This is a genomic window from Mesorhizobium sp. P2_D5, assembly GCF_056404355.1.
The window spans coordinates 85,866-109,887 of the sequence record NZ_JBFUEE010000003.1 but is presented as its reverse complement, the minus strand read 5'-3'; the positions used below and the strand labels follow the sequence as shown (position 1 = coordinate 109,887).

The 24,022-nt window shown below is 61.3% G+C and carries 22 protein-coding genes and 2 pseudogenes; 11 read left to right on the top strand and 13 right to left on the bottom strand.

Annotated elements, in window-relative coordinates:
- Nucleotides 1–20: 20 nt before the first annotated feature.
- Nucleotides 21–596 (bottom strand): UbiX family flavin prenyltransferase, encoded by a 576-nt coding sequence (locus tag AC1DYW_RS13710; RefSeq protein WP_477226542.1) that lies wholly within the window; start codon nucleotides 594–596, stop codon nucleotides 21–23.
- A 321-nt stretch (nucleotides 597–917) separates the two neighbouring features.
- On the opposite strand from AC1DYW_RS13710, the gene AC1DYW_RS13705 reads away from it, so the two are divergent.
- Nucleotides 918–1,400, top strand: coding sequence for a pyridoxamine 5'-phosphate oxidase family protein (locus tag AC1DYW_RS13705; RefSeq protein WP_477226541.1), 483 nt, complete (start codon nucleotides 918–920; stop codon nucleotides 1,398–1,400).
- A 203-nt stretch (nucleotides 1,401–1,603) separates the two neighbouring features.
- On the opposite strand, the gene AC1DYW_RS13700 is transcribed toward AC1DYW_RS13705, so the two are convergent.
- Nucleotides 1,604–3,004, bottom strand: a complete 1,401-nt coding sequence (locus AC1DYW_RS13700) for a phospholipase D-like domain-containing protein (protein ID WP_477226540.1) — start codon at nucleotides 3,002–3,004, stop codon at nucleotides 1,604–1,606.
- 95 nt (nucleotides 3,005–3,099) lie between these two features.
- Nucleotides 3,100–3,321: a hypothetical protein gene (locus AC1DYW_RS13695; protein WP_095091060.1), complete on the bottom strand. Its 222-nt coding sequence runs from the start codon at nucleotides 3,319–3,321 to the stop codon at nucleotides 3,100–3,102.
- Nucleotides 3,322–3,732: 411 nt separating this feature from the next.
- Between AC1DYW_RS13695 and AC1DYW_RS13690 the strand changes: the two genes are divergently transcribed.
- The gene (locus AC1DYW_RS13690) at nucleotides 3,733–3,996 is read left to right on the top strand and encodes a YMGG-like glycine zipper-containing protein (RefSeq protein WP_095091059.1); all 264 of its coding nucleotides are present in this window, start codon (nucleotides 3,733–3,735) and stop codon (nucleotides 3,994–3,996) included.
- 107 nt (nucleotides 3,997–4,103) lie between these two features.
- Here the strand turns inward: AC1DYW_RS13690 and AC1DYW_RS13685 are convergent, their stop codons facing one another.
- A complete protein-coding gene (locus tag AC1DYW_RS13685; protein ID WP_477226539.1) occupies nucleotides 4,104–4,397 on the bottom strand; it encodes a hypothetical protein in 294 nt (97 codons plus the stop codon).
- Between the two features lie 61 nt (nucleotides 4,398–4,458).
- Between AC1DYW_RS13685 and AC1DYW_RS13680 the strand changes: the two genes are divergently transcribed.
- Nucleotides 4,459–4,662 (top strand): CsbD family protein, encoded by a 204-nt coding sequence (locus AC1DYW_RS13680; protein WP_095091057.1) that lies wholly within the window; start codon nucleotides 4,459–4,461, stop codon nucleotides 4,660–4,662.
- A 247-nt stretch (nucleotides 4,663–4,909) separates the two neighbouring features.
- Entirely contained in the window at nucleotides 4,910–5,980 is a 1,071-nt protein-coding gene (locus AC1DYW_RS13675) for a YihY/virulence factor BrkB family protein (protein ID WP_477227073.1), read from the top strand.
- A gap of 159 nt (nucleotides 5,981–6,139) precedes the next feature.
- Here AC1DYW_RS13675 and AC1DYW_RS13670 read toward each other — a convergent pair whose 3' ends face one another.
- Complete coding sequence (locus AC1DYW_RS13670) at nucleotides 6,140–8,185, bottom strand: sensor histidine kinase (protein WP_477226538.1); 2,046 nt, start codon at nucleotides 8,183–8,185, stop codon at nucleotides 6,140–6,142.
- 346 nt (nucleotides 8,186–8,531) lie between these two features.
- Here AC1DYW_RS13670 and tauA point away from each other — a divergent pair, with 346 nt between their 5' ends.
- The 5 genes from tauA (at nucleotide 8,532) to AC1DYW_RS13645 (ending at nucleotide 13,814) form a co-directional block, all read left to right on the top strand.
- Nucleotides 8,532–9,539 carry a taurine ABC transporter substrate-binding protein gene (gene tauA / locus AC1DYW_RS13665; protein ID WP_457153789.1) on the top strand — a complete coding sequence of 336 codons (1,008 nt, stop codon included), beginning with the start codon at nucleotides 8,532–8,534 and terminating at the stop codon, nucleotides 9,537–9,539.
- A gap of 68 nt (nucleotides 9,540–9,607) precedes the next feature.
- Nucleotides 9,608–10,402: a taurine ABC transporter ATP-binding protein gene (locus AC1DYW_RS13660; RefSeq protein ID WP_477226537.1), complete on the top strand. Its 795-nt coding sequence runs from the start codon at nucleotides 9,608–9,610 to the stop codon at nucleotides 10,400–10,402.
- Entirely contained in the window at nucleotides 10,399–11,247 is an 849-nt protein-coding gene (locus tag AC1DYW_RS13655) for an ABC transporter permease subunit (RefSeq protein WP_457153791.1), read from the top strand. The genes AC1DYW_RS13660 and AC1DYW_RS13655 overlap by 4 nt, the downstream gene beginning before the upstream one ends.
- A 44-nt stretch (nucleotides 11,248–11,291) precedes the next feature.
- On the top strand, nucleotides 11,292–12,443 hold the full coding sequence (gene ssuD / locus AC1DYW_RS13650; RefSeq protein WP_477226536.1) for an FMNH2-dependent alkanesulfonate monooxygenase: 1,152 nt from the start codon (nucleotides 11,292–11,294) through the stop codon (nucleotides 12,441–12,443).
- Nucleotides 12,444–12,791: 348 nt separating this feature from the next.
- A complete protein-coding gene (locus tag AC1DYW_RS13645) occupies nucleotides 12,792–13,814 on the top strand; it encodes an aminopeptidase (protein ID WP_477227072.1) in 1,023 nt (340 codons plus the stop codon).
- Nucleotides 13,815–14,828: 1,014 nt separating this feature from the next.
- Here the strand turns inward: AC1DYW_RS13645 and AC1DYW_RS13640 are convergent.
- A pseudogene (locus AC1DYW_RS13640) lies at nucleotides 14,829–14,957 on the bottom strand (ATP-binding protein); the annotation flags it as partial.
- Between AC1DYW_RS13640 and AC1DYW_RS13635 the strand changes: the two are divergent.
- A pseudogene (locus AC1DYW_RS13635) lies at nucleotides 14,953–15,057 on the top strand (IS5/IS1182 family transposase); the annotation flags it as partial. The pseudogenes AC1DYW_RS13640 and AC1DYW_RS13635 overlap by 5 nt on opposite strands.
- Before the next feature lie 210 nt (nucleotides 15,058–15,267).
- Nucleotides 15,268–16,416 carry a porin gene (locus AC1DYW_RS13630; protein ID WP_477226535.1) on the top strand — a complete coding sequence of 383 codons (1,149 nt, stop codon included), beginning with the start codon at nucleotides 15,268–15,270 and terminating at the stop codon, nucleotides 16,414–16,416.
- Between the two features lie 487 nt (nucleotides 16,417–16,903).
- Here AC1DYW_RS13630 and atzF read toward each other — a convergent pair whose 3' ends face one another.
- The 7 genes from atzF to AC1DYW_RS13595 are packed head-to-tail and all read right to left on the bottom strand — an operon-like array spanning nucleotide 16,904 to nucleotide 24,020.
- Nucleotides 16,904–18,706, bottom strand: coding sequence for an allophanate hydrolase (gene atzF / locus AC1DYW_RS13625; RefSeq protein WP_477226534.1), 1,803 nt, complete (start codon nucleotides 18,704–18,706; stop codon nucleotides 16,904–16,906).
- The gene (locus AC1DYW_RS13620) at nucleotides 18,703–19,053 is read right to left on the bottom strand and encodes a cupin domain-containing protein (protein WP_477226533.1); all 351 of its coding nucleotides are present in this window, start codon (nucleotides 19,051–19,053) and stop codon (nucleotides 18,703–18,705) included. Before AC1DYW_RS13620 ends, atzF begins: the two co-directional genes overlap by 4 nt.
- Nucleotides 19,046–19,714, bottom strand: coding sequence for a cysteine hydrolase family protein (locus AC1DYW_RS13615; RefSeq protein WP_477226532.1), 669 nt, complete (start codon nucleotides 19,712–19,714; stop codon nucleotides 19,046–19,048). The genes AC1DYW_RS13620 and AC1DYW_RS13615 overlap by 8 nt, the downstream gene beginning before the upstream one ends.
- Complete coding sequence (locus AC1DYW_RS13610; RefSeq protein WP_477226531.1) at nucleotides 19,714–21,243, bottom strand: ABC transporter ATP-binding protein; 1,530 nt, start codon at nucleotides 21,241–21,243, stop codon at nucleotides 19,714–19,716. The genes AC1DYW_RS13615 and AC1DYW_RS13610 overlap by 1 nt, the downstream gene beginning before the upstream one ends.
- Before the next feature lie 10 nt (nucleotides 21,244–21,253).
- On the bottom strand, nucleotides 21,254–21,955 hold the full coding sequence (gene biuH, locus AC1DYW_RS13605) for a biuret amidohydrolase (RefSeq protein WP_477226530.1): 702 nt from the start codon (nucleotides 21,953–21,955) through the stop codon (nucleotides 21,254–21,256).
- A gap of 14 nt (nucleotides 21,956–21,969) precedes the next feature.
- On the bottom strand, nucleotides 21,970–22,896 hold the full coding sequence (locus AC1DYW_RS13600) for an ABC transporter permease (protein ID WP_477226529.1): 927 nt from the start codon (nucleotides 22,894–22,896) through the stop codon (nucleotides 21,970–21,972).
- Nucleotides 22,896–24,020, bottom strand: a complete 1,125-nt coding sequence (locus AC1DYW_RS13595; RefSeq protein WP_477226528.1) for an ABC transporter permease — start codon at nucleotides 24,018–24,020, stop codon at nucleotides 22,896–22,898. The genes AC1DYW_RS13600 and AC1DYW_RS13595 overlap by 1 nt, the downstream gene beginning before the upstream one ends.
- Between the last annotated feature and the right edge of the window lie 2 nt (nucleotides 24,021–24,022).

Sequence of the window (24,022 nt, the reverse complement as noted above, 5' to 3'; positions counted from 1 at the left end):
CCGCTTGGGGACCAGTCGCGTCAATGTCCGGACCAGCGCCGAAGTCCCGAGACATCGAAACCGAACAGGTCAAGTGCTCGCCCAACAGTGTGGTCGACGATGTCTGCGATGGTCTCCGGCTTTGAGTAGAAGGCCGGGACCGGCGGCATGATGATAGCGCCGGCTTCGGTCGCCAGGGTCATGCTGCGCAGGTGCCCAAGGTGGAGTGGCGTTTCGCGCACCATGAGCACCAGTCTGCGACGCTCTTTCAGGACCACATCAGCCGCCCGGGTCAAGAGGCTCGATGTCGTGCCATGGGCAATTTCGGAAAGGCTTCGTATGGAACAGGGCGCAACGATCATACCAAGGGTCTTGAAGGATCCGCTCGAAATGGAAGCCGCTATGTCGTCAGCCGAGTGAACGACGCTGGCCAGTGCCTCTATGTCCTTGACCTTCGTTGAAGATTCATGAGCGGTTGCAATCTTGGCTGACTTCGTCATGACCAGATGCGTCTCCAACTCGAGTTCTCGTCCGAGCTCAAGTAGTCGTACACCGTACACGACTCCCGAAGCGCCACTTATTCCGATCACCAAGCGTCTCGGCGCTGACTGGCTCAATTCGCAATCTCCCGCATTCGAACTTACGCACCCCGTGGCGGCCCCGGACCTTCTATTTCCGCCATCCCAATTGCGCCGATGGACGCTCATCAAGAGGACAGAAGGCATAGCCAATTGATAAGCTACCATAGCATTTTCTCGCAAGCGAAAACTGCAGAAAGGCTGCCCTAGCGAACGCGGCGAACCACCTTCGTCTGTACTGACGGCCGCTTAGACGTGGTGCTCAAAGCACACGAACCACCGGACCAATCGCCGGCCCCGTCGGAACCGACATGCCCAACAGTCGTTTGTCCCCTTTCGCCAATTCGAAAGGAAACGCCTATGCCAGCCCCCGCCGAACTCAAATCCAAGTTCTGGGCATCCTTGAAGTCCGATATGACGATGATGATCGGACTCGATAACTCCAAGGTCATTCCTCGTCCGATGACTGCACAAATGGAGACTGACGGAAATGGTCCAGTCTGGTTCTTTACGGCGAAAGACACCGAACTCGTTCAGGGTCTGACGGATGGTAGCAAAGCGACCGCGACCTTCACGTCCAAAGGCCACGATCTGTTCGCCACAGTGCAGGGGAATCTTTGGCTCGACAACGACCGTGCAACGATCGATCGGCTTTGGAACCGCTTTGTGGCCGCATGGTTTGAGGGCGGGAAAGATGATCCGAGGCTAGCGTTGCTACGGTTCGATCCGCGGGAGGCAGAGATTTGGCTGGATGGATCGAGCGTAATGGCGGGGATCAAGATGTTGCTCGGGTTCGATCCCAAAGACGAATACAAAGACAACGTCGCCAAAGTCGAGCTTTGACTCTGACGCGCCGACCGCGCTGTGGGCTCTGATCTAGTTCGATCATTGTGTACTCCGTGTAGGCAACCCGGCTGCTGCCCTCGGCACGAAGACGCGTTAACGCAGGGATCTACGCGCTTGGGCTCGACCTTACACTGCACATGCCTCGAGCACCGTGGGCGAGTGACCGGTAGCAGGGTGACACTCGATGGTCGCTTTGCTGCCTAAAGTTGGGACTCGATCGGGAGATGGCGGACCAGGATCGCCAGGATGCGGCGGAAAATCCCCGCTTCAGGTTCGTGAGAATAATTTTGGGACCTGCCTTCGTCGCATCCATGCCAGTGGAGCGCGTTGTTTTTCAGTTCGAGCCGATAACTCGCTTCCGGTGATATCTCTGCCTGAAACCTGCGCCGCAGTTCAGCGACCAATTCCTCATCCTCAAAAAGCACTCCCATTTCCGAGTTCAACGACACCGACCGCGGATCAAAATTGAAGGAGCCGACGAAACCGGTCTTGTCATCGACGCTGAAAGCCTTCGTGTGCAGGCTGGCGCCCTTGGACCCAAATACCGAGATCGCCTGCCGCCGGCTGAAGGGCTGAAGCTCAAAAATCTTGACGCCGTTCCTGAGCAATCGCTTGCGATAATTTGCATAGGCGCCGTGGACCGCTGCGACATCAGTGGCTGCCAAGGAATTGGTCAGAACCGCAACTTCAACGCCGTTGCTGACGAGGTCCGACAAGATTGCGGAACCCCTTTTGCCAGGAATGAAATAGGGAGACACAATTTCCAGACAATTGCGCGCCGACTGAATGGTCGGAAGCAATTCCTTTAACAGCCAACTGCGACGCCTCCAGCCGCGCACTTTCTCCGGCGGATCGGAAATCACTCGAACACGTTCCACCCAGTGCACATTGTTGCCGGCCGCAATGAACTCAGCGATTGTCCAATGGTCGCCGATCCCGTTCAAAAGTTTTGACTCGGTTTCGGCATCGCTTCCTCCAAACAAGTCGGCATGCGTGGTCGCAGCGGCTGGACCGAGCGCGCCAATTGGTTTTGCGTCCTGGCACGTCCAGAAAGCCTTGAAAATTTCGGCGGTTTGCTGCACGGCGGGGCCGAGGAGGAGAACGTCGAGGTCGCGGAAATTTGTTTCTGCTGCATCAAAGTAGGCATCGCCGACATTGCGTCCCCCGACAATGGCGATGTCGTCGTCGGCTATCCACGCCTTGTTGTGCATCCTGCGCGTCAATGCAAAAAGCCGCAGGAGAACTTCCAGACTGCGCAGAATGCCGCGTGCTCTGACGCCGCTCGGATTGAACAGCTTCAGCTCGATGTTTGGATGGCTGCTCAACGCCAGATATGCAGAATCACTTTTGCGCGGGTTGACGTCATCAAGCAGCATTCGCACGCGCACGCCCCGCTGAGCGGCCCGGAGAACTTCCTGCAGAAGCAAGCGGCCGGTGTGGTCGTCATGCCAGAGGTAGTACATGAGATCGAGAGTGCGAACCGCGCTTCTTGCCGCCAAAACGCGCGCGGCGAAGGCATCATAGTTGTCTGAGATGAGCAGCAAGCCGCTCTTGCCGGTTTTGATATTGTCGTCCCATGTTCGGGCGATGCAGACATCCATAAATTGGCGACCTTTTGACGGCGGTCGAAGCCGCTAGAAATAGCCAGCGCTTCAGAGTTCAAACTGATCCACTACCGCGTTGCCAACCCATTGACTCATTTCGGCTCGCTCTTGATTGCAGCAACGAGAGCCTGGACCTGCTGGCCATGTTGTGTGGCAATCTTCAACAGGGTCACGGCCGTTTCGTGGGGTGTCCATCCCTGCGCCTGTGAGGCAGTTACCAAAGCAGCAAATGCAGTCTCCAGTGCGACTTCACAATTGATCTCCCGATCCGGGCTGCCCTCTGGCAATATTGGCGGTTCAACAGTCTGGGTCATGTCGGCTTTGCGCTACCTCCTGAGGCCAAAAAAGCTCAGAACGGCAAGGACGACGACGACGAGCCCGACGAGATAGATAATGCTGTGCACGGTTCGATCTCCTCAAAATGATTTGGCAGACCAAGCTCTCTTGCCCGGTCTTTGAGGATTTGGTGGCAACCCTCGCATCGAGTGAACACTTGGAACTGTCTAATGTTCCAATGCCCATGCCGCCTTTTCCAGATGCGAAGGTTTTCCTCGCCGGACAGATGCGCCGAGCAGCCCGTGCTTGAGCCAGTACGCGGTCTTCCGTTTCTGCCCTCGCTGAAGATGGCTCGCGCAATCAAAAGCTAATTTAGCAAATCGATGGATCGAAAAAACAAATCGCGCATTTATCACCGGGCTCAATGTCGGGCCGCTGGAGGACAACTCATGAAAAAGACATTGCTCATATTGAGCCTTATCATTCCGCTCGCAGCATGCTCGCGCACCGAGCAGGGCGCCGCAGTCGGTGGTCTGGGCGGTGCGGCAATTGGTGCCGCCGTAGCCGGTGATCCCGTGAAAGGCGCGATCGTTGGCGGTGCCGCTGGAGCCATTGCGGGCGCGGTGATCGGGCATGCCAGTGAAGCCGGTCAGTGCCGCTACAGAGATCGCAATGGGCGTGTCTACATCGCACGGTGTCCCGACGGATATTGATACTATTGGGCCGTGTGATCCCGTCAGCGGGATCACACGGCCCAAAGCTCGGCCGTTTGTCTTGGCTGCCGACAGGCTCCACATGATCCCAGTCAGAAAGCTGCGGTCTAAGGCTTCCTGTTTTTCAGCATCCGCGCTTCCCGCAAGAGCGATGCCCAATTGAGCCCGAGGAAGTCGATCAACTCACGGGCCTGTGCTTCGGTGATGCCGGTCTCTCTAGCCAGACGACGAGCCATATCGTCCGTCGCAGCCGGTGGCCTTCCTTGCTCGTCAACCATCTGTCGGATGTCCCTTCCTGTGACCCAACGGCCCGCGAGGTCGATGGTTCCTGCCGCCTGCCCAGCCCAACAGGCTCCGGCCATCTGCACAGCGTTTTGAGAAAGTCCGAACGGCGAGGACATCGTGGAACCTCCCTCTTCGGACGACGTTTGGCCTTGTGTGAAACGAAGGAGACCCTGTGTCATGGACTGGAACCGCGTCGAAGGAAACTGGAAGCAGGTCAAGGGTAAGATCAAGGAACAATGGGGCAAACTCACTGACGATGATCTTGATCGAATCGCCGGTAAACGCGATCAGCTCGAAGGCAAGATCCAGGAGCGTTACGGCATCGAGAAGGATCGAGCCCGTCGCGATATCGATGACTGGTATGGCCGGCAGGGATGGTAGGTTCGAATTCTCCGACCCGCGGAAGCGCGACTGATCATAACGCCCGTCGCTCCATTCACGGCAGCGACGGGCCGTCCTTAGGGGATAGCTTGTCGCCTAATAGAGCGCGCAGAAAGAGACGTAGCTGCGCCGATCTGAAAGGCGGTGCTGGACGGCTAAGCAAAGCCGGGTCAGGCGAGAGGTACGTTACCGCGCTGGCGGCGCCCAACGACATCTGTTGAACGCGGGATTGATTGAGGCGCGCACAGTGGCTTCGAAGGCGGAAGGGAAACAGCAGCCGACCGGAACGAAACCCTCACTCATCGATGGGGAAGCGGCCAGTCGAGCTGCATCAACCACAGAGGGCAGCAAAGCCACCCTGCGGTCGGAGCCTAGAGGCCGCGGACGCGATGCTGCCTGGCCATCACAGATCCCGGCACTGGGCTGGAAGGATATCTTCTGGCGGCTGTGGGAAGAATTCAACAAGGACCGGGTCCTGCTGGTCGCGGCAGGCGCGACCTTCTATCTATTGCTCGCCCTGTTTCCGGCGCTGGCGGCCTTCATTTCGATCTATGGTTTCGTCGCGGATCCTGTCACGGTCGCGGATCATGTCGCCTATCTGGGCGGTTTGCTGCCGTCGGGCGGGCTCGATCTTATTCGCGACCAATTGCAGGCCCTGGCCAAGCAGAAACCGGGTGCTCTCGGAACCGGCTTCTTCATCGGCCTTGGCATCGCGTTATGGAGCGCCAACAGCGGCATGAAGGCGCTCTTCGACGCCATGAACATTGCTTATGAAGAGCGCGAGAAACGCAGCTTCATCACCCTCAACCTGATGTCGATCCTGTTTACGGTCGGAGCCTTGCTAATTGGCATCGTGCTGTTGCTGACCGTGGGCGTCGTTCCGGCATTGTTGCGCTATTTCTACCTTGATGCCTGGACCGAAACGCTTGTTGCGGCGTCCCGATGGCCGATCCTGGTTTGCACCACGCTGACCGGCATTTCCCTGCTCTATCGCTTCGGGCCGAGTCGAGAGTATGCCAAGTGGCGATGGCTGAGTTGGGGAGCCTTGATCGCGACCACTGTCTGGATCGGGGCATCGTGGCTCTTCTCGTTCTATCTGCAGCATTTCGCCAACTACAACGCCACGTACGGATCGCTTGGCGCGGTGGTCGGCTTGATGATGTGGACTTGGATTTCAGTCATCATCCTTATTGCCGGCGCCGCCATCAACGCGGAGATGGAACATCAGACGGCCGTTGACTCGACCACGGGCCCTGCCCTGCCCATGGGCAAGCGCGGTGCGGTCGTCGCCGACACATTGGGCAAGACTGCGGATTGATGGTCTGACGATCCCATCTGTCGCCGTTCTTGCGACGCAGCCTGAAATCACACGGTGCCAGAAGCGACACGCCGGCAATCAACTCAAGCGAATGACTTTCCAAGGGTCCGCCATGCGCCATTGGCGCACCCGAAAATAGTTTGGACTGAACAGCGAGGTCTAAGTTTCGCTGCCTGGAAAATGTGCTTCAGCCTCATTCGGCTCAGACAGGTTCACCTGGAAAAGGCAGACCAGTCCCGATCTTTCGAAAGTCAGCACCACGCGTCCCGCGGAATCGGAGTCGAATATGCGCTCCAGGAGCTGGGTGCCAAACCCCTTGCGCTCGACGGGGCCGACGGTCGGGCCACCAGTCTCTCGCCATTCGAGTTCAAGTTGGCGTTGCTGTTTTTGACCAACAAGCTTCCAGGATAGCGAAACCCTGCCGTTTGAATTCGACAGCGCCCCATATTTGATCGCATTTGTCGTAAGTTCATGAAGTGCTAGAGCACATGAAAGGGCGACGTTGGGCGGAAGCCAAACCTTGCCTCCGCTGATTTGAAATCGTTCGATCGGAGCGTGTGGCTTGATCGAGGCTGTGACCAGATCATGGAGATCGGCGCCGCTCCAGTTCTTCTGCGTCAGGATATCGTGCGCCTTCGCCAGCGAGATGAGTCGGTCGGACAGGACCCGTCCTGCCTCGGGCAAAGTGGTTGCGTTGCGGATCGTCTGGCTTGCGATTGCCTGGACCACCGAAAGCGTGTTCTTGACGCGGTGGTTGAGTTCGTTGACCAGCAATTTGCGATGCTCTTCGCCGCGTCTGCGGTCGGTTATATCAAGGCTGATCTGCACGGCACCAATTATGCTGCCGCCCGGGCTGCGGATCGGACGCGCGCTCGAGAGCAGAAAGCGCTCCACGCCAGACGGAAGCGTATAGGCGAATTCTTCGTTGTCTGTCAGCTCGCCACGCATGGCCCGGCTCAGAGGCCGGTCCTCTCGGCTCACCGTATGCCCGTCCTTGACCGCCACGGTGTTGATCACGAGGTCGGGCGCGCCAAACGATTTGCGGGCGTCGGTCGGCAAACCCATGAGTTCCGCCGCGAAGCGATTGCGAATGACCTGGAGGGCTTGGGGGTCATAGGTGAACCAGACGGCTGCCGGCACCGTCTCCAGTACTGTCTCCAATTCATACCGGCGCTCGGCGATGGCGCGCTCGGCGTCTACCAGCGCCTGCGCAATGGCGCCGAACTCGGCAACCGTGGTGGACATGGGCTCAACTGCGCGGCCCTGACCAAGCGCCTCAGCGCGGGCAGCTAGGTCGGTGGTCGCTCCAGTGAAGCGCTTTCCCACGACGTAGCCGAGAGCGATCGACACAAGAAGCGCCAGCAGGCCGATCCCGCAAATTGCCGCGAGCGAGCGCCATAGCGGCGCCTGCACCTCGGAAAGCGGTACGTTGGCGGTATAGAACCAATCGGAAAAGGAGGATCGGTAGTAGCCCGCCAGCAGCGTGGTGCCCTCGAAGTTGCGGGATGTGAAGCTGCCGGAGCGACCAACGATTTTTTCCAGATATTCCGGCAATCCAGGCTTGCCGCTCATCTCCTGATGCGACCTGGAACGTGCCACGTAACTTCCGTGGCGATCTCCAACACCAACCGTCCACCCCTCAAGAACAGCAGGCATCATCACATCCCGGATGCGTCCGGTCGGGATGGAAATCGAAAGGACCAGATCTTCGCCCGTCGGCGCCGGCACCCGTATGGCAACGGCTATGCGGTAGTTTTTGGAATCCTTGCTGGCAAAGACGTCGCTGACGAAAATGCCGGACGCTCTGAGTTTCTCCAGATCCCCTGCCGGCATCGGTTCGACCGGCGGCAGAACTTCACCGTGCCCGATCCCTGTATTCAACAACTGATTGCGACCTAAATCGCGCAGGACGATGATCCGGTCCGTCCCTTCGACCAGGCTGAGCGCCTCGCCGCGAAAGGTTTCCAGATCGCCATTGGCCAGAGCAGGCGATTTCGACAGACCGTTGAGAGTCGTTTGAAGATTGGCTAGTTCGCCCTCGACAACGAGCGAAACCTGCCGGGCGGTTTGGCGAGCATCCTGTTCGAAGCGGGACCGCTCATGCACAGCATATTGGACCAGCAGATAGGCCGCGAAGAGCCAGACCGGTATCACCGCGGCCGCGATCAGACCAAGCAGGTGCGATCGAGCTGATCGACGAGGCAAAATGCTGTTTCCCCTGCCGCCTCAGAAACTTGGCCAACCATAATCGCAAGCCGGTGAACAGCAAGCATTAGTTCAAGCTAGAGCGGCCGCGGCAGTCGAGAGAAATTCGACCCGCCGATAAACGGACTGATCCCCACAAATAATGCGTCGGACCGGCCCCTCGGGTTTGCGTGAGAATGATCCGTTGGGGCCGGTTCGCGTCGAAGCCGTAATTTTTTACCGAGGGCCAGCCTTTCGGAATTTCATCCCTGTCTAAGTCTATAATATTAGTGGACTTTAATCCTCGGCCCCTCCCTCAGGGCTGGCAATCGAAGCTGTGCCCTCTGTTTCAAAGGATTAAGATACCATGCGAAAACTGATTTCCGCTGCCCTTGTCGGGCTTGCCCTGGCGGCCAGCTCCGCCGCAGCGCTTGCCGCCGACAAGAAAGTCGTCATCGCCTACCAGACGGGTGCCAATCCGTACAATCTCGGCATTGCCAATGGCGATCTTGCCAAGAAGACCGGCTGGGACATCGAATTCCGCCGCTTCAATTCAGGCGCCGACATCTTCGCCGCCATCGCATCCGGCGACGTCCAGATCGGTGATGTCGGATCGAGCCCGTTCGCGGCCGCCGTCAGCAGGGGCATCGACGTGAAGGCGTTCTACATCTCCTCGGTCTCTCGTGACGGCGAAGCCCTGGTGGTGCGGCCCGAGATCAAGTCGCCGGCCGACTTGCGGGGCAAGAAGCTCGCCGCAGCACCCGTCTCGACTGACCATTACCAGCTTCTCGCCGTACTCAAGCAGGAAGGCATCACGGAGAAGGAAACCCAGGTCATCGCCATTCCTCAGCCCGAAATCGTCGCGGCCTGGAAGCGCGGTGACATCGATGGCGCCTTCGTCTGGGATCCGGCACTCTCCGAACTCAAGAAGAACGGCAAGGTCCTGCTCACAGCCGGCCAGGTCGCTGATCGCGGCGCTCCGACCTTCAGCGCACTTGTCGTGACCGGCGATTTTGCCAAGGCCAATCCCGACTTCCTCGGCCAGTATGTGCGGCTGATCGACGGCTACACGACGTCATACCTGACCAACCCGGCTTCCTGGGGACCGGACTCCGAGAGCGCCAAGGCGATCGCCAAATTGCAGGGCGGCACGGCGGCCGAGAATTCGGAGCAGTTGAAGACGACGGTGGTTCCGCCGCTCGACGAACAGGCTTCCGACAAATGGCTGGGCGGTGGCGACAAGAGCGCTGTCGCGAAAATCCTCAAGGACACTGCGGGCTTCCTGAAGGACCAGAAGAAGATCACCGCCATCAAGGACAGCTACGCCTCAGCCGCCGATCCGCAATATGCGGAGGCCGCCAAGGCTTCCAACTAAAAGTCCTTGAACGACATTCGGCTCTGGCTGGCGGCAATCTCGCCAGCCAGGCTTGCCTGGAGGCCACCATGCTTCGAATTCGCGACGCCAGCGTCACCTTTCCAGCTTCCGACGGCCAGGACGTTCACGCGCTCGATCACGTCTCGCTCGACATTGCACCTGATTCCATTGTCGTCGCCGTCGGTGCTTCCGGGTGCGGCAAGTCGACATTGCTCAACGCGATCGCCGGCTTCCTGCCGCTCACCCAGGGCACGATCACTCTGGATGGAAAGGAGATTGTCGCCCCCGGCGGCGATCGTGGTGTCGTCTTCCAGAAGGATACCTTGTTGCCCTGGGCCAATGTGCTGGACAACGTTGCTCTCGGCCTGAAATACCGGGGCGTGCCGCGCAGTGAACGCCATGAGCGATCGAGGCGTCTGCTGGAACTGGTCGGGCTCGCCGATTTCGCCGAAAAGCCGCCCTATGAACTGTCCGGCGGCATGCGCCAGCGCGTCGGCATCGCGCGAGCCCTGGCCACCGATCCGAAGATCCTGCTGATGGACGAGCCGTTCGGCGCCCTCGACAGCCTGACGCGCGAGACAATGCAGCAGCTTCTGGCCTCGGTCTGGGCCAAGACCGGCAAGCAGATCCTGTTCATCACCCATTCCATAGAGGAAGCCCTCACGCTCGGCACGACCATCGTTGTGATGTCGCCTCGGCCTGGCCGTATCGTTGCCCGGTTCGAGGCCGATTTCGTCCGCGAGTTTGCCAGGAGCGGCGACATCGGGCCGATCCGGTCCCACCCGCGTTTCATTGAACTGCGTCAGGAAATCCGCTCGCTGATCCACCAGCCGGAAGGCGCCCGCACAGGAACCTTGCAATGACGCTTGCCGCCAATTCCCCGACTTCGTTCCCACCTTCGACGACCCAGCGCAGGCCTTCCCTCCGGCCACGCCGATCCGCGTCGACAGGCACGCTCGGCATAAGCCTGGTCACGCTGGCTGCACTGATCGCGTTGTGGTTCATCGCCGCGCGCTTTGGCTGGGCGTCGCCGCTGTTCCTGCCGTCGCCAGCCGAGGTGCTGACCCAGTTCAGCGCCGTCTGGGCCGACGGTTATGCCAACGGCACGCTTCTCGACCACACACTGGCAAGCCTGGGCCGTATCGCCGCGGCGCTCGGCGTCGGCATTTTCCTGGGCATTCCGCTCGGCCTGCTGATGGGCCTCAATCGTTGGGTCAAGGGCATCTTCAGCGTGCCGATCGATCTCTACTGGGGCTTGCCGCCGCTGGCCTACCTGCCCCTGCTGATCATCTGGCTGGGCATCGGCGAGACTTCCAAGATCGTGCTCCTGTCGCTGTCAACCTTTGCCCCAATCTGCTTTGCCGCACAGGCCGGTGTCCGGTCAGTGCCGGCTGAACGCATCAATGCCGCGCTGTCGCTCGGCGCCAGCCGGCTGCAACTGTTCACCAGCATCATCCTGCCGTCCGCATTGCCGGAAATCATGACCGGCTTGAAGATTGCCATCGGTGCCGGATTGTCGACGCTGGTCGCGGCCGAGCTTATCGCGGCCCAGTCAGGCCTTGGCTACATGATCATGTCGGCCGCCAATTTCCTCGCCACCGACGTCGTCTTCGTCGGCCTCATCGTCATCGCCATCCTTGCCTTTGCGTTCACCAGCGGCATGCGCTGGCTGGAGCACCGTCTCATCCCCTGGAAGGGCAAGCTCTGACGCTTGCCTGCCCACACATTCCACATCGCTGAAGGAACAATCCGATGCCCAGCAAGCCGCTCGACCTCTACTGGTACCTGCCGACGCATGGCGATGGACCGTATCTCGGCACCGACGAGCGGCACCGCCCGGCAACCTTCGGCTATCTCAAGGAGATCGCCCAGGCCGCCGACCGGCTTGGCTTCAAGGGCGTGCTGCTGCCCACCGGGACGCGGTGTGAGGACGCCTGGATCGTGGCGGCCGGGCTGATCCCGCTCACCGAACGGCTGAAGTTCCTCGTCGCGCTTCGGCCGGGCAGCGGAACACCGGCCCTGTTTGCCCGTCATGCCGCCACCCTGGACCGCATCTCCGGCGGCCGCGTCCTGCTCAATGTCGTCACCGGTGCGGATCCAGCCGACCTCGCCGGCGACGGCAACAAGCTCAGCCATGACGAGCGCTATGCGCAAACCGACGAGTTCCTGACCATCTGGCGGCGGATACTTTCGGGTGAGCCAGCGGATTTCGAGGGCAAGTACCTTTCTGCCCACGGCACCGACATTTCCTTCCCGCCGGTTCAGCAACCCCATCCGCCACTCTGGTTCGGAGGCTCTTCCGACGCCGGCATTGCGATCGCCGCCAAGCATGTGGACGCCTATCTGAGCTGGGGCGAACCGGTGGACCAGCTTGCCGAGAAGATCGATCGCGTGAGGAAAGCAACGGCTGCACAAGGCCGCACGATCCGTTTCGGCCTTCGCATTCATCTGATCGTACGCGAAACGGAGGATGAGGCCTGGGCTGCCGCTGACCGGCTGATCAGCCACGTCACCGACGACCTGATCGCCGAAGCCCAGAACGGATTTGTCCACATCTCGGAATCCGTTGGGCAGAAGCGCATGTCAGCACTTCATCAGGGCCGGCGCGACCGGCTGGTTGTCGGCCCGAATCTGTGGGCTGGACCTGGGCTGGTGCGTGGCGGCGCGGGAACGGCGCTGGTCGGCAATCCCGACAATGTTGCAGCGCGCATACGTGAGTATCAGGACATCGGCATCGAAACGATCATCGCGTCCGGCTACCCGCACCTGGAAGAGGCGTTCAACGTCGCCGAACTGCTTTTCCCCAAACTCGGGTTGAGTGGCGAAGCCGCACCTTTGGAGCGTAGCTGGGACGTCGAGTTCGGACGCGGTGTGCCTTCCAAGGTCGCAGCATCCGCATCGTAACGTCCTGTCTGCTCCGCGCTCAGAAAAGCCACACTACTGGTAACATCGAAGGACTGAGGTAGGACCGGCAGCAGACCGGCAGCTTGGGGGAATGTGGCATCCCAGTGGACAGTCCGCATCTTGCGGACTCCGTCCCGCGGTGGGACATCCGTCAACTCGTAGGCGAATGGCCCGCATTTGCCAAACCTGCCAAAGTCGAAATTTCGACCCGCCACCCCTTCCAGACCTTGACGAAAATAGGTGCGCCTGTTTGAGACCGGGGCAATGGGGATATTTGCTCCATGGGGAGAAGAGCAAGCGGTGGGCAAGCTGGTGAAGCGCGTTTTTCGATTGCTTGCCGCGATGATCATGGCGTCCGGGGTGACCGGCTGCACAAGCATTTCCTACTACGCGCAGTCCCTGGAGGGTCATGTGCAGATCATGGCGGCGCGCGAAAATGTTGGAAAACTGATCCATGATCCTTCCACGCCCGAGGCATTGCGCGCCAAGTTGACGTCGGCGAGCGCCATACGTCGGTTTGCCACAGATGAACTGGCTCTGCCCGAAAACGGCAGCTACCGCAGCTATGTTGACATCGGTCGGGACGCTGTGACCTGGGCCGTTTTTGCGGCGCCACAATTCTCCCTGACGCCGCGAACCTGGTGCTTTCCGGTTTTCGGCTGCGTTCCGTACCGGGGCTACTTTGCTCGGAAATCCGCGGCTGAAAGCGCTGTCGAACTTCATAGGCAGGGGCTGGACGTCTATGTCACAGGCATCACCGCCTATTCCACCTTGGGCTGGTCCAGTGACCCGCTGCTAAGCACCATGCTTCGTCAGGACGACACGTACCTCGCAAGCCTTGTCTTTCACGAGCTGGCGCATCAGCGCATCTATGTGAATGACGACTCCGCATTCAATGAGGCTTTCGCGGTTGCCGTCGAAACCACCGGCGTAAGGAAATGGTTGCGCGCAGCTGGCGATCGCGCCGGATTGCGCCGCTACGAAGCCGATCGCAAGCGCCGTGCCGATTTTCTTGGACTGCTGTCGAAAACGCGGGACGAGTTGGGGCAGGTCTATGCAAGTCCCCGTACCCCGGAGCAGATGGCGGCTGCCAAGGCAGCCACGATCGACAAGCTCCGGACGCGCTACAGGCAAATGCGCGACAGGCGCTGGGGCGGATACCGGGGGTACGACCCGTGGTTCGATGCCCCGATCAACAACGCAAAGCTCGCCGCGACCGCTGTCTATGGCGAACAGGTTCCGGCGTTTCTTCGCTTGTTCGATCTGTGCTCCGGCGACTATCCAAGGTTCTATGCTTCTGTTCGGCGGATCGCCGATTTGCACAAACCTTCCCGTGCCGAAGCGCTTGGGGCTGCGGCAACGTGTGATTGACTTGATCGCCCATCACGGACATCCACGATGCCCGCACAATCCGCGATGCAGAGCAAACCGATCCAGGCGTTGTTCGCCGCACTATTAGATAAGGCAGATACGGTGAAGCGTTCTGGGCGACATCCCAGGCACGGCGCCCGTGGAACAAGGGTCCAAACTTTTAGAGTAAGGGCGAGACACTAGGCAGCCGACGGCGCCCCAACTGAGGCGGGGATTTTTGGGAGGACACATACCATGAAGCGCCATTTTCCGATTGCACTCGCTGGGCCTGAACTTGCCAAATGACACTATATGCGCGAAACTTGTTATGTGCGGAACTTGGTTTTCGAAGAGCCGCTCATAGGGCGGATGTGGGAATGGCGTGGTTGTCCGCACCACCACCGTCACGACCGGGCGATCAAGGATAACGGCGAGCAAGTGGGGTTCCAATCAATGGCATATGTCGCGTCTTGGCGGAATCCTCGCGTAAGAGCAGCTTTTGCTGCCATTGCGTTATCGCAGTTTGTGGCCATCGCGCACTCCAGCGAGGGATCATTTGATGACTTTCCCTTCTTGGTGCATTGCGAGGTTAGCGGTCTGCATCGTGCTTTCTATTTGTCCACAATTAGCCAAGACGGGGTTGCCGTCTATATTTCGCCGGACAGGCTGGCCGGCACCATAACTGTAAGAGGCAAGGCCGATCCGGTGGGCGCAGACGGGTCGGGAAGTTGCGCAGGAAAAACACTTGAGCAACTACGATCGACGGGTCAAGCATATGACTTGCAGCACTGATTTTTGAGGAATGCTGTCGGCGCAATTCCACCTTCAAATGCGAACTTTTCGCCGCCTGTTGGTTCGGTCACACATTTCCGCCAGATCCCGTTTGTCAAACGGCTTCCAAAACTGCCCTCCGATCGGCGTCCAATTTTGACCCCCTTTATGTAGTGCGGAGCGGTCAACGTTCGCCCGGGCGGACCTGGTCAGGGTTGCGCAGCCCGGGCGAGCGCGGATTGCGCTTGGCAGCTGATTGGGTGATCAGGCGCGGTTCTTGAAGCGCCAGGACTCGTTGCCGGTCTCGATGATCTCGCAATGATGGGTGAGACGGTCGAGGAGCGCTGTCGTCATCTTGGCGTCGCCGAAGACGGCGGGCCATTCTCCGAAGCTCGAGCAGTTCCGCAGTGTCGCAACCCGCTACGACAAGCAGCTGGCCAACTTCACGGGTTTCTTCGTTAAACGCGCCGCTATCGCTATCTGGCTCAGATAGTTTAATCGTTACTGCGACCTAGGGTTGAAACGAAATAGTACCTTTTTTGTCACATCGTTTGGGCAATGTCGTCTCGACTGATTTCGTTGCGGCCGATTTCGATTGTGGTGACTAAGCGCGAGCGTAAATCTCGCACTTGGAAAAGAGTGTGACTCATCTCTTTCGGAGGCCGGTAGATTCACGGCACCCACTTTGAAGCTGGAGTTTAAAATGAACGTCAAGAGCCTTCTTCTCAGCTCCGCTGCGGCTCTAATCGCTGTTTCCGGTGCGCGCGCCGCCGACGCCGTCGTCGTCGCCGAGCCGGAACCCGCTGAATACGTCAAGATCTGCGACGTCTACGGCGTTGGCTACTTCTACATCCCCGGCACCGAAACCTGCCTGCGCATCGGCGGCTATGTCCGCTACGACATCGGCATCGGTGACACCGGCTCGTTCGACGGTGCGAAATCCGCGGATCATCAGGATGGAGATGACAACAGCACGTACTTCAAGAACACCCGCTTCACGCTGAAGACCTGGACCGGCCAGGAAACCGAACTCGGTACCTTGAAGACCTACACCGAGACCCGCTTCAGATTCGGCAATACCAACGGCTTCGGTGACGAGTTCGGCAACGACGCTCACAATAAGGACACCGAGCTGAACTTCGCCTGGATCCAGCTCGGTGGTCTGCGCGTCGGCAAGGACGAATCGGCCTTCGATACGTTCGTCGGCTACGCCGGCAACGTCCTCCAGGATACGCTGGTTCCGTACGGCGTCTTCGATACCAACGTCATCCAGTACTACTTCGATGCTGGCAACGGCTTCTCCGCCGTCGTCTCGCTCGAAGAAGGCTATGGCGCCTACACGATCGACAGCTACGTTCCGCATGTCGTCGGCGGTGTGAAGTGGACGCAGGGCTGGGGCGCCATCACCGGTGTCGTCGCTTATGACAGCAACTACGAAGAAGTCGCCTTCAAGGCCCGCTTGGACGTGAACGTGTCTGACGCTCTGCAACTGTGGGTCATGGCGGGCTACGGCACCGACGACAACCTCAGCGACGGGACGCTGGCTTTCCCGGCCAACGGTCGCGGCTTCTACAAGCAGTGGGGCGGCAACTGGGCAGTCTGGGGTGGTGGCACCTACAAATTCAACGAGAAGACCTCGTTCAACCTTCAGGTGTCTGCTGACGACTGGAAGAACCTCGGCGTTGCAGCGAACGTCGCTTACAACGTTGTTCCCGGCTTCACGGTCACGGCCGAAGTCGACTATCTCCATGCAGGCCGGTTTGGCGATGTTGACTTTGTCAACCCCGCGTTTACGCCTGCCGACAAGGAGAACAGCGTCGGTGGTATGCTCCGCTTCCAGCGCGACTTCTAACAGGTCTCGCTTCGGCGAAACCGAAACCCGGCGGGTTGCCGCCGGGTTTTCTTGTCCACAACAGAGTCTGCTCGGCGCGATTTGACGTCCAGGCTTAGCATTCTCTCTGCTTCTCTATTCCGCAGCTGCGTCAGAGAATGATTGTGGCATGAAGCAGCCGTGATTTGCCGCCTCAAAAATCAATGGTTATGGTGGGCCCGGAGGGACAACGTTTTCTACACAAGATCAATATGTTAGCGGATGGTTCGCCAACCCGTTTCCTTCGTATTCCCTCGTATGGTCAGGCGAACCTAAGGACCAAGAGGAGGACTAGTTTTCCATGCACGCGGACAAAAGGATCGATGAACCCGTGACAAGCTTGGCTGGTTTTGGGCTGCAGGCGGAATGGCAGCTTTCCGGCTTCGCAACGAAGGATATCAGAAGTTCAACCTGCCTCGGTCGGCGCCGCCAGCTGCTCTTGCCTTCGCAAAGTCCGTTGACGAAGTGTTCAAGCGGGAACGCGATCTGACAGAAAGCGGCGCCAGCCGCCGAATGATGAGATGTCATAAGCGCCTAGCAAGCCCACGGATTCCACCAGAAAGCCTTTGGCGGTGCTGCCGTCATCAAGCTCTATACTGCCAATGCCCAGCGGCGGCGGGATGGCGGCCACAAAGTGGCCGAAAGCGTCGGCAGGGAGCCGCCAGACCTCCACCTCGATCGCAGTGCCGCCGTTCCCGACACGAACCAGTCCCGGCTTGGGCGTCGCTTGGCCCGCGAGCTCATAAAGCTTGTATGAAGAGGCTGTCCTCATCGCCCGACAGAACCGGGCACCAGCCTCCCTGAGCTGGCCATTGAGCGGCATTCCCGAGAGGTGAGCGCCGACCACCACCAATTCGATCGTGCCGTCTTCGGCCGATGCGCCGACAGGCTGCGCGCTCGGCTGCCGCCAGCCGATCGCGCCGAGGGTGAGGCCGCTCGCGGCATGGAGATCGCGCGCGACGGACGCTACAAGGCCGTCCAGTCCGGCGGCCGCAAGCAGCGTCACGCTCATCGGCAGGCCGTCATCGCGCGTGCCGGTCGGTACGGCAATGCCGCACATATCGAGCAGGTTGACGAAATTGGTGTAGGTGCCGAGCCGGCTGTTGGTCTCGACCGGATCGGCGAGCACGCCGGCAGTGGTGTAATGCGTCGGCGCGGTCGGCACGCAGAACAGGTCGACCGAGGCGATGACCGGGGCGAGCTTCGCCTTGTAAGCCTGCAAGGCATAGAGGCCGCGAAAGGCGTCCGCCGCCGACAGACTTCTGGCGCCGCCGATGATCTTGCGCGTCACCGGATGCATGGCGGCTTCGTTGGCTTCCATGAAATCGCGGATCGCCGCATAGCGTTCTGCCACCCAGGCGCCCTCATAGAGCAGGTTGGCGGTCGCGTAGAAATCGCCGAACGGGATTTCGACCAGCCGGCAGCCGACCCGCGACAGCATGGCAAGCGAGGTTTCGAATCCGGCCTGCATCGCCGCATCGCCGAAGAATTTGAGGTCGGCTTTTGCCGGCACGCCGACAGTCAGCACCGGCTGACGCGTGGCGAGCGGCTGGATGGCGATGTCGCGCGAATAGGGATCGGCCGCATCGCGCGCGGCTGCGACCGAGAACACCCGATAGGCGTCGTCGACGGTTAGGCCGAACACCGAGACGCAATCGAGCGTTCGGCAGGCCGGCACCACGCCGGCGGCCGACAGCGCGCCGACCGTCGGCTTCAGCCCGACGATGTTGTTGAGGCCGGCCGGGATGCGGCCGGAGCCGGCGGTGTCGGTGCCCAGCGCGAAGGAGACGATGCCGCGTGCCGTCGCCACCGCCGACCCTGAGGAGGAGCCGCCCGGCACGAGCTCCGCATCGATGGCGTTGCGCGGGATCGGCCAGGGCGTGCGCACGCCGACGAGGCCGGTGGCGAACTGGTCGAGATTGGTCTTGCCGACGACCAGCGCGCCGGCGGCCCTGAGCCGCGCGACTACGGTGGCGTCACCGTCGGGCCAGTAGGTGTATTCGGCGCAGGCCGCCGTCGTCGGCATGCCGGCGACGTCGATGTTGTCCTTGACGGCGAAGGGAATACCCCAGAGCGGTTTTCCCACCGGATCGAACGGGCCAAGCGCTTCGGCCGCCGCAAGCAGATCCGCCCGGGCGGCGAGGTGGATGAAGATGCCCGGATCATCAGCTGTCTCGATGCGGGCATGGATAGTCGCAATCACATCGCCAACGCTGAGGCCGCTCCGATAGGCCGCGTGCAGGCTCGCTATGTCGAAGTGGACATCACTCATTTCGTCTCCCCCAGAATGATCACCGGCAGATCCCATTGGATCAGCACGACGCAGCCCTCCTTCGTCCACACCGAATGCTCGGTCCCGACCGGATTGAGGATCACGCTGCCGGCAGGATAGTCGCCGTTCTCGTCGCTCTGGGTCCCTTCCAGGACGACGATGGTTTCCAGCCCGGCATGGCGGTGGCGCGGCACGCCGGCGCCAGGCTGGTAGCTGAGGATCGCGACCGACGGCTCGACCGGTCCGCCCTTCAGCAGCCAGTGCACGCTGATGCCGTCGCGGAAATGCTCGAACGCCAGATCGCGCCAGCCGCTGTCGAGCAGGCCGGCAAAGGCAAGATTAGGCATTAGCAATTCCCTCGAGCACCTGGTCGGTCGTTGCCGTCCAGCCAACGATGGCGCCCTGCGCCCTGATCATGGCCAGGGCCGCTGCCTTGAATTCGGGAAAGTAGCTTTCCGTCGCATCTTCGGCGAGCAGGCATTCATAGCCACGGTCGTTGGCCTCGCGCATCGTCGTCTGCACGCAGACTTCGGTCGTCACCCCGGCAAAGACGAGTTGGCGGGCGCCGATCCACTTGAGGTCGTTGCTGAGGCTGGTCGCATAGAAGGCCCCCTTGCCGGGCTTCTCGATGACGATCTCGCCGGGCAAGGGCGCAAGCTCGTCGAGGATCGCGGTGCCGGGTTCGCCCGCGATCAGTAGACGTCCCATCGGGCCCATATCGCCGATGCGGATCGACGGATTGCCGCGGTCGCGCTTGGCCGGCGGCAGGTCCGAAAGGTCGGGCCTATGGCACTCCATGGTGTGGATCACCGGCAGGCCGGCAGCGCGAAAGCCTTCGATCAGACGCTTCACCGTCGGCACGATCGCCACGACCCGACTGACGTCGTTGCCGAGGCTGGCGCCGAAGCCGCCCGGTTCGGCGAAGTCGCGCTGCATGTCGATGACGATAAGCGCCGTGGTCTCAGGCTTGAAGCCGAAGGCAAAGGGCTGTGCTGCGATTTCTGCCATCAGTGATGCCCTGCCATGTGCTCGCCGATCGTCTGCACACTCGCCTGCGCGATCGGCGTCTCGTAGACGAGCGCGCCATCGGACATGACGAGGATGCGATCCGAGAGCTCCAAAAGCTCGTCAAGGTCTTCCGACATCAGGAGCACCGCGGCCCCCGAATTGCGCGCCTTCATGATGCGGGCGCGAATTTCGGCCACGGCCGAGAAGTCGAGGCCGAAGCACGGGTTGGAGACGATCAGAAGGTCGACTTCGCCGGTCAGTTCCCTCGCGAGCACGGCACGCTGCACATTGCCGCCAGACAGCGAAGCGATTGGCGAGGCAAGCGAGGCGGTCTTGACCTTGAACTGCTCGACCAGCCTGGCGCTGAAGGATTTGATGGTGCTGGCGCTGATCCAGCTCACCGGCTTGCCGTTGCTGTCGATGTCGAAGGTGCGGAAGGAGATGTTCTCAGCCACCGTCATTTTCGGCGCGCAGGCGTTCTTCAGCGGCTCTTCCGGGATAAGGCGGACGTTGAGCGCACGCGCCTCGGCACGCGTCGCCGCATAGGCGGTGCCGCGCACCATGACTTCGCCGGCATCGCGCGGGCGCTGCCCGGCCAGCACTTCGAGGAATTCCTTCTGGCCGTTGCCGGAAATGCCGGCGATGCCGACGATCTCGCCGGAGCGCACGCCGAGATCCTCGATCCGGATCGACTTCAGCCCGGTGCGGTCAGGCGCCTTCAGCGCCTTGACCTTGAGCACGATCTCGGCGTCCGGCTTCGGCTCGGCGCGGCTGTCGAGCGCGGCGATCGGCTGATCGCCGATCATCATCGTCGCCATGGCTTTGCGGTCGAGGTCGACGACGCGGCCGGTGCCGGTCAGCCGACCCTTGCGCAGCACGCTGACGTCGTCGGCGAACGCCGTCACCTCGTGGAATTTGTGCGAGATCATCAGCACGGTCAGGTCGCCGGCTTTTGTCATGTCGCGCACAAGGCCCAGCACTTCCTGCGCCTCGCCGGGGGTGAGCACGGAGGTCGGCTCGTCCAGCACCAGGAAGGAGCGGCCAAGATAAAGCTGCTTGATGATCTCCAGCTTCTGCTTCTCGCCGGCCGCCAGTTCGGCCACCTTGACGTCCAGCGGCAGCTTGAACGGCATGCGATCCATGAACACGGCAAGGTCGCCGCGCTCCTTGCGCCAGTCGATCACGCCGGGAACCTTCTCACGCGAAATGACCAGGTTTTCGGCACCGGTCAGCGACGGGACAAGCGTAAAATGCTGGTAGACCATGCCGAGGCCGAGCGCCGATGCGTCCCTGGGGCTGGCGATCGCCACCTCGCGGCCGTCGACCAGAATGTCGCCGGCGGTCGGGTGATAGAAACCCATTATGCATTTGACCAGCGTCGACTTGCCGGCGCCGTTCTCGCCGAGCAGTGCGTGGAAGGAGCCGGCCGGCACCTTGATGGAGACATCGCCCAGCGCCGTGAAGGCGCCGAAACGCATGGTCATGCCGATGGTCTGTACGCCGACGGCTTTGCCGGTGATCGCGCTCATCCTGGCTTCCTCACGGCAGTTGGGCGGTGAAGGACGCCGCGTTCGACACCGCACCGAAGACGCCGCCCTGCATCTTGATCATCTTGATCGCGGCGAGATGATTGCCGTAGTCGGTCGCCCCGCAGCAATCCTCCAGCATCACGCATTCGAAACCGCGGTCGTTGGCCTCGCGCATGGTGGTGTGGACGCAGACGTCGGTGGTGATGCCGGTGAGCACGATGTTTTCGATGCCGCGCTGGTTGAGGATCAACTCCAGGTCGGTGGCGCAGAACGAGCCCTTGCCCGGCTTGTCGATGATCGGCTCGCCCTCGATCGGGTAAAGGTCGGGAATGATGTCCCAGCCCGGCTCGCCGCGCACCAGGATGCGCCCGCAGGGGCCGGGGTCGCCAATGCCGGCATTGATGCGGCGCGAGCGCCAGCGCTTGTTGGCGGGCAGGTCGGCGAGGTCGGGCCGGTGGCCCTCGCGGGTGTGGATGATGGTGTAGCCTTTCGCGCGCATGGCCGACAGCACCGATTTAATCGGCTCGATCGGCGCGCGCACCAGCGAGAGGTCGTAGCCCATATGGTCGACATAGCCGCCCGGTCCGCAGAAATCGGTCTGCATGTCGATGATGATCAACGCCGTGTTGTCGGGGCGAAGTTCGCCATTGTAGGGCCATGGATACGGGTCGGCGTCGATATAGCGCTGGGTGATTTCGGCTCTGGCGTTCATGGCAAAAACTCCAGTTATTTGGTGATCGACAATTCACCCGGAGCGCCGGCAAGCGAACGGGTCGGCGACGAGGTGGCGATCATGATGATCAAGGTGAGGATGTAGGGGGCGGCGTAGAACAGGTAGTAGCCTTGCGTGACGCCGACCGACTGCAGCGCCGGTCCGAGCGCTCCGGCGCCGCCGAACAGAAGGGCGGCGGCAAAGCAGCCGAGCGGATTCCAGCGCGCGAAAATGACCAGTGCCACCGCCATCAGTCCCTGGCCAGACGAGATGCGCTCGGTCCAGCTGCCGGGATAGTAGAGCGACAGATAGGCGCCGCCGATACCGGCCAGCGCACCGCCGACACCGGTGGCGACGAGGCGCACCGTGTTCGGGTTGAGGCCCATGGCGCGCGCGGCGTCGGAACTGTCGCCGACGACGCGCACGATGAGGCCGGCGCGAGTGTTGCGGAAGGCCCACCACAGGACGAGCGAAAGTGCCGCCCCGATCAGGAACAGGACGTTGACGTCGAGCGCCGCCTGCACCTGCGGAATGTCGGACCAGGCGCCGAACGGAATGGCCGGAAGGTTGGGCGCCTTCGGCTTGATGAACGGCTTGCCGAAGAAGAAGGCGAGCCCCGAGCCGAACAGCATCAGCGCGATGCCGATGGCGATGTCGTTGACCTTCGCGAATTTGCAGATCCAGCCATGGAACAGGCCGAAGCAAAGGCCAGCGGCCGCGGCGGCCAGCAGGCCGAGCCACGGCGAGCCGGTCATCACCGCGACCGCATATGCGGTCATGGCGCCGAAGACGAGCGTGCCTTCTAGGCCAAGATTGATGCGGCCGGAACGCTCGGTGATGGCCTCGCCGAGCGAAACGAAGATAAAGGGCGTCGACACGCGGATGGCGCCGCCGAGGATGGCGAGCGGCACGCCCCAGAGGCCGATCTCGGTTGCGTCCATCAGGCAGCCCTCTGCCACAAATCGGGATTGAAGGCCTTGAAGCGGCCGTACAAGGTTTCGCTGAACAGGATGACGATGAACAGCATGCCTTGCAGCACCAGCACGGTGGCGTCGGGCAGGTCCATGCGGCGCTGGATCAGCCCGCCGGACGCGTCGATGCCGCCAAGCAGTATGGCGACCGGGATGATGGCCAGCGGGTTGTGGCGAGCAAGGAAGGCGACGAGGATGCCGGTGTAGCCATAGCCAGCGGCGAGCGAGCCGTTGGCGCTGCCTTGCACGGCCGCGACTTCCAGCATGCCGGCAAGACCGGCAAAGCCGCCGGCAAGCGCGGTAAAGCCGACGATGAGCGGTCCGACGGCCAGCCCCTGCACCTGCGCTGCCCTGACATTACCGCCGGCGATACGGGCGGCGAAGCCCCAGCGGGTCTTTTCGATCAGCACCCAGGAGAGCACGCAGGCGACGACGCCGACGGCAAGCCCCCAATGCACCTCCATGCCCGGAATGTTGCCGATGCGGTAGATGTCAGCGAGAGGCTGGGTCGAGGGCTTATTGAGCGAGGCCGGGTCGCGCAGCGGCCCTTCCACCAGCTGGTTCATCAGGGCGATGGCGATGTAGGCCATCAGCAGGCTGGAGATGGTTTCGTTGACGGCCCGGTAGTGGCGGAGCGCGCCGACGGCACCTATCCAGATGCCGCCGGCGGCCATGCCCGCCACGCCCATGGCAAGAATGACGATTGATGATGGCGCGCCGCCCAGCGCCACGCCGATGGCAGCCGCGGCGACGCCGCCGAGAACGATGGCGCCCTCGCCGCCGATGACGACGAGGCCGAGCCGCGCCGGCAGCGCCACGCAGAGCGCCGCGAGCAGCAGGGGCGCCCCCCGCGACAGCGAGTTCTGGATCGAGAACCACGAGCCGAAGCCGCCGCGCCACATGGTTTCATAGAGCTGGACCGGCGACTTGCCGACCAGCGCAATGAACAGGCTGAACAGGACCATGCCGACGACCAGCGCCGCGAGCGGAATGACAAAAGCTTCCGCCCGCCTGGCGATCCATTCGAGCGCCGCCGGATAACCCCTGGCACCGAACGTAGCCGGCGTGCCGGCACCTGCCACCGTGTCTGTCATGT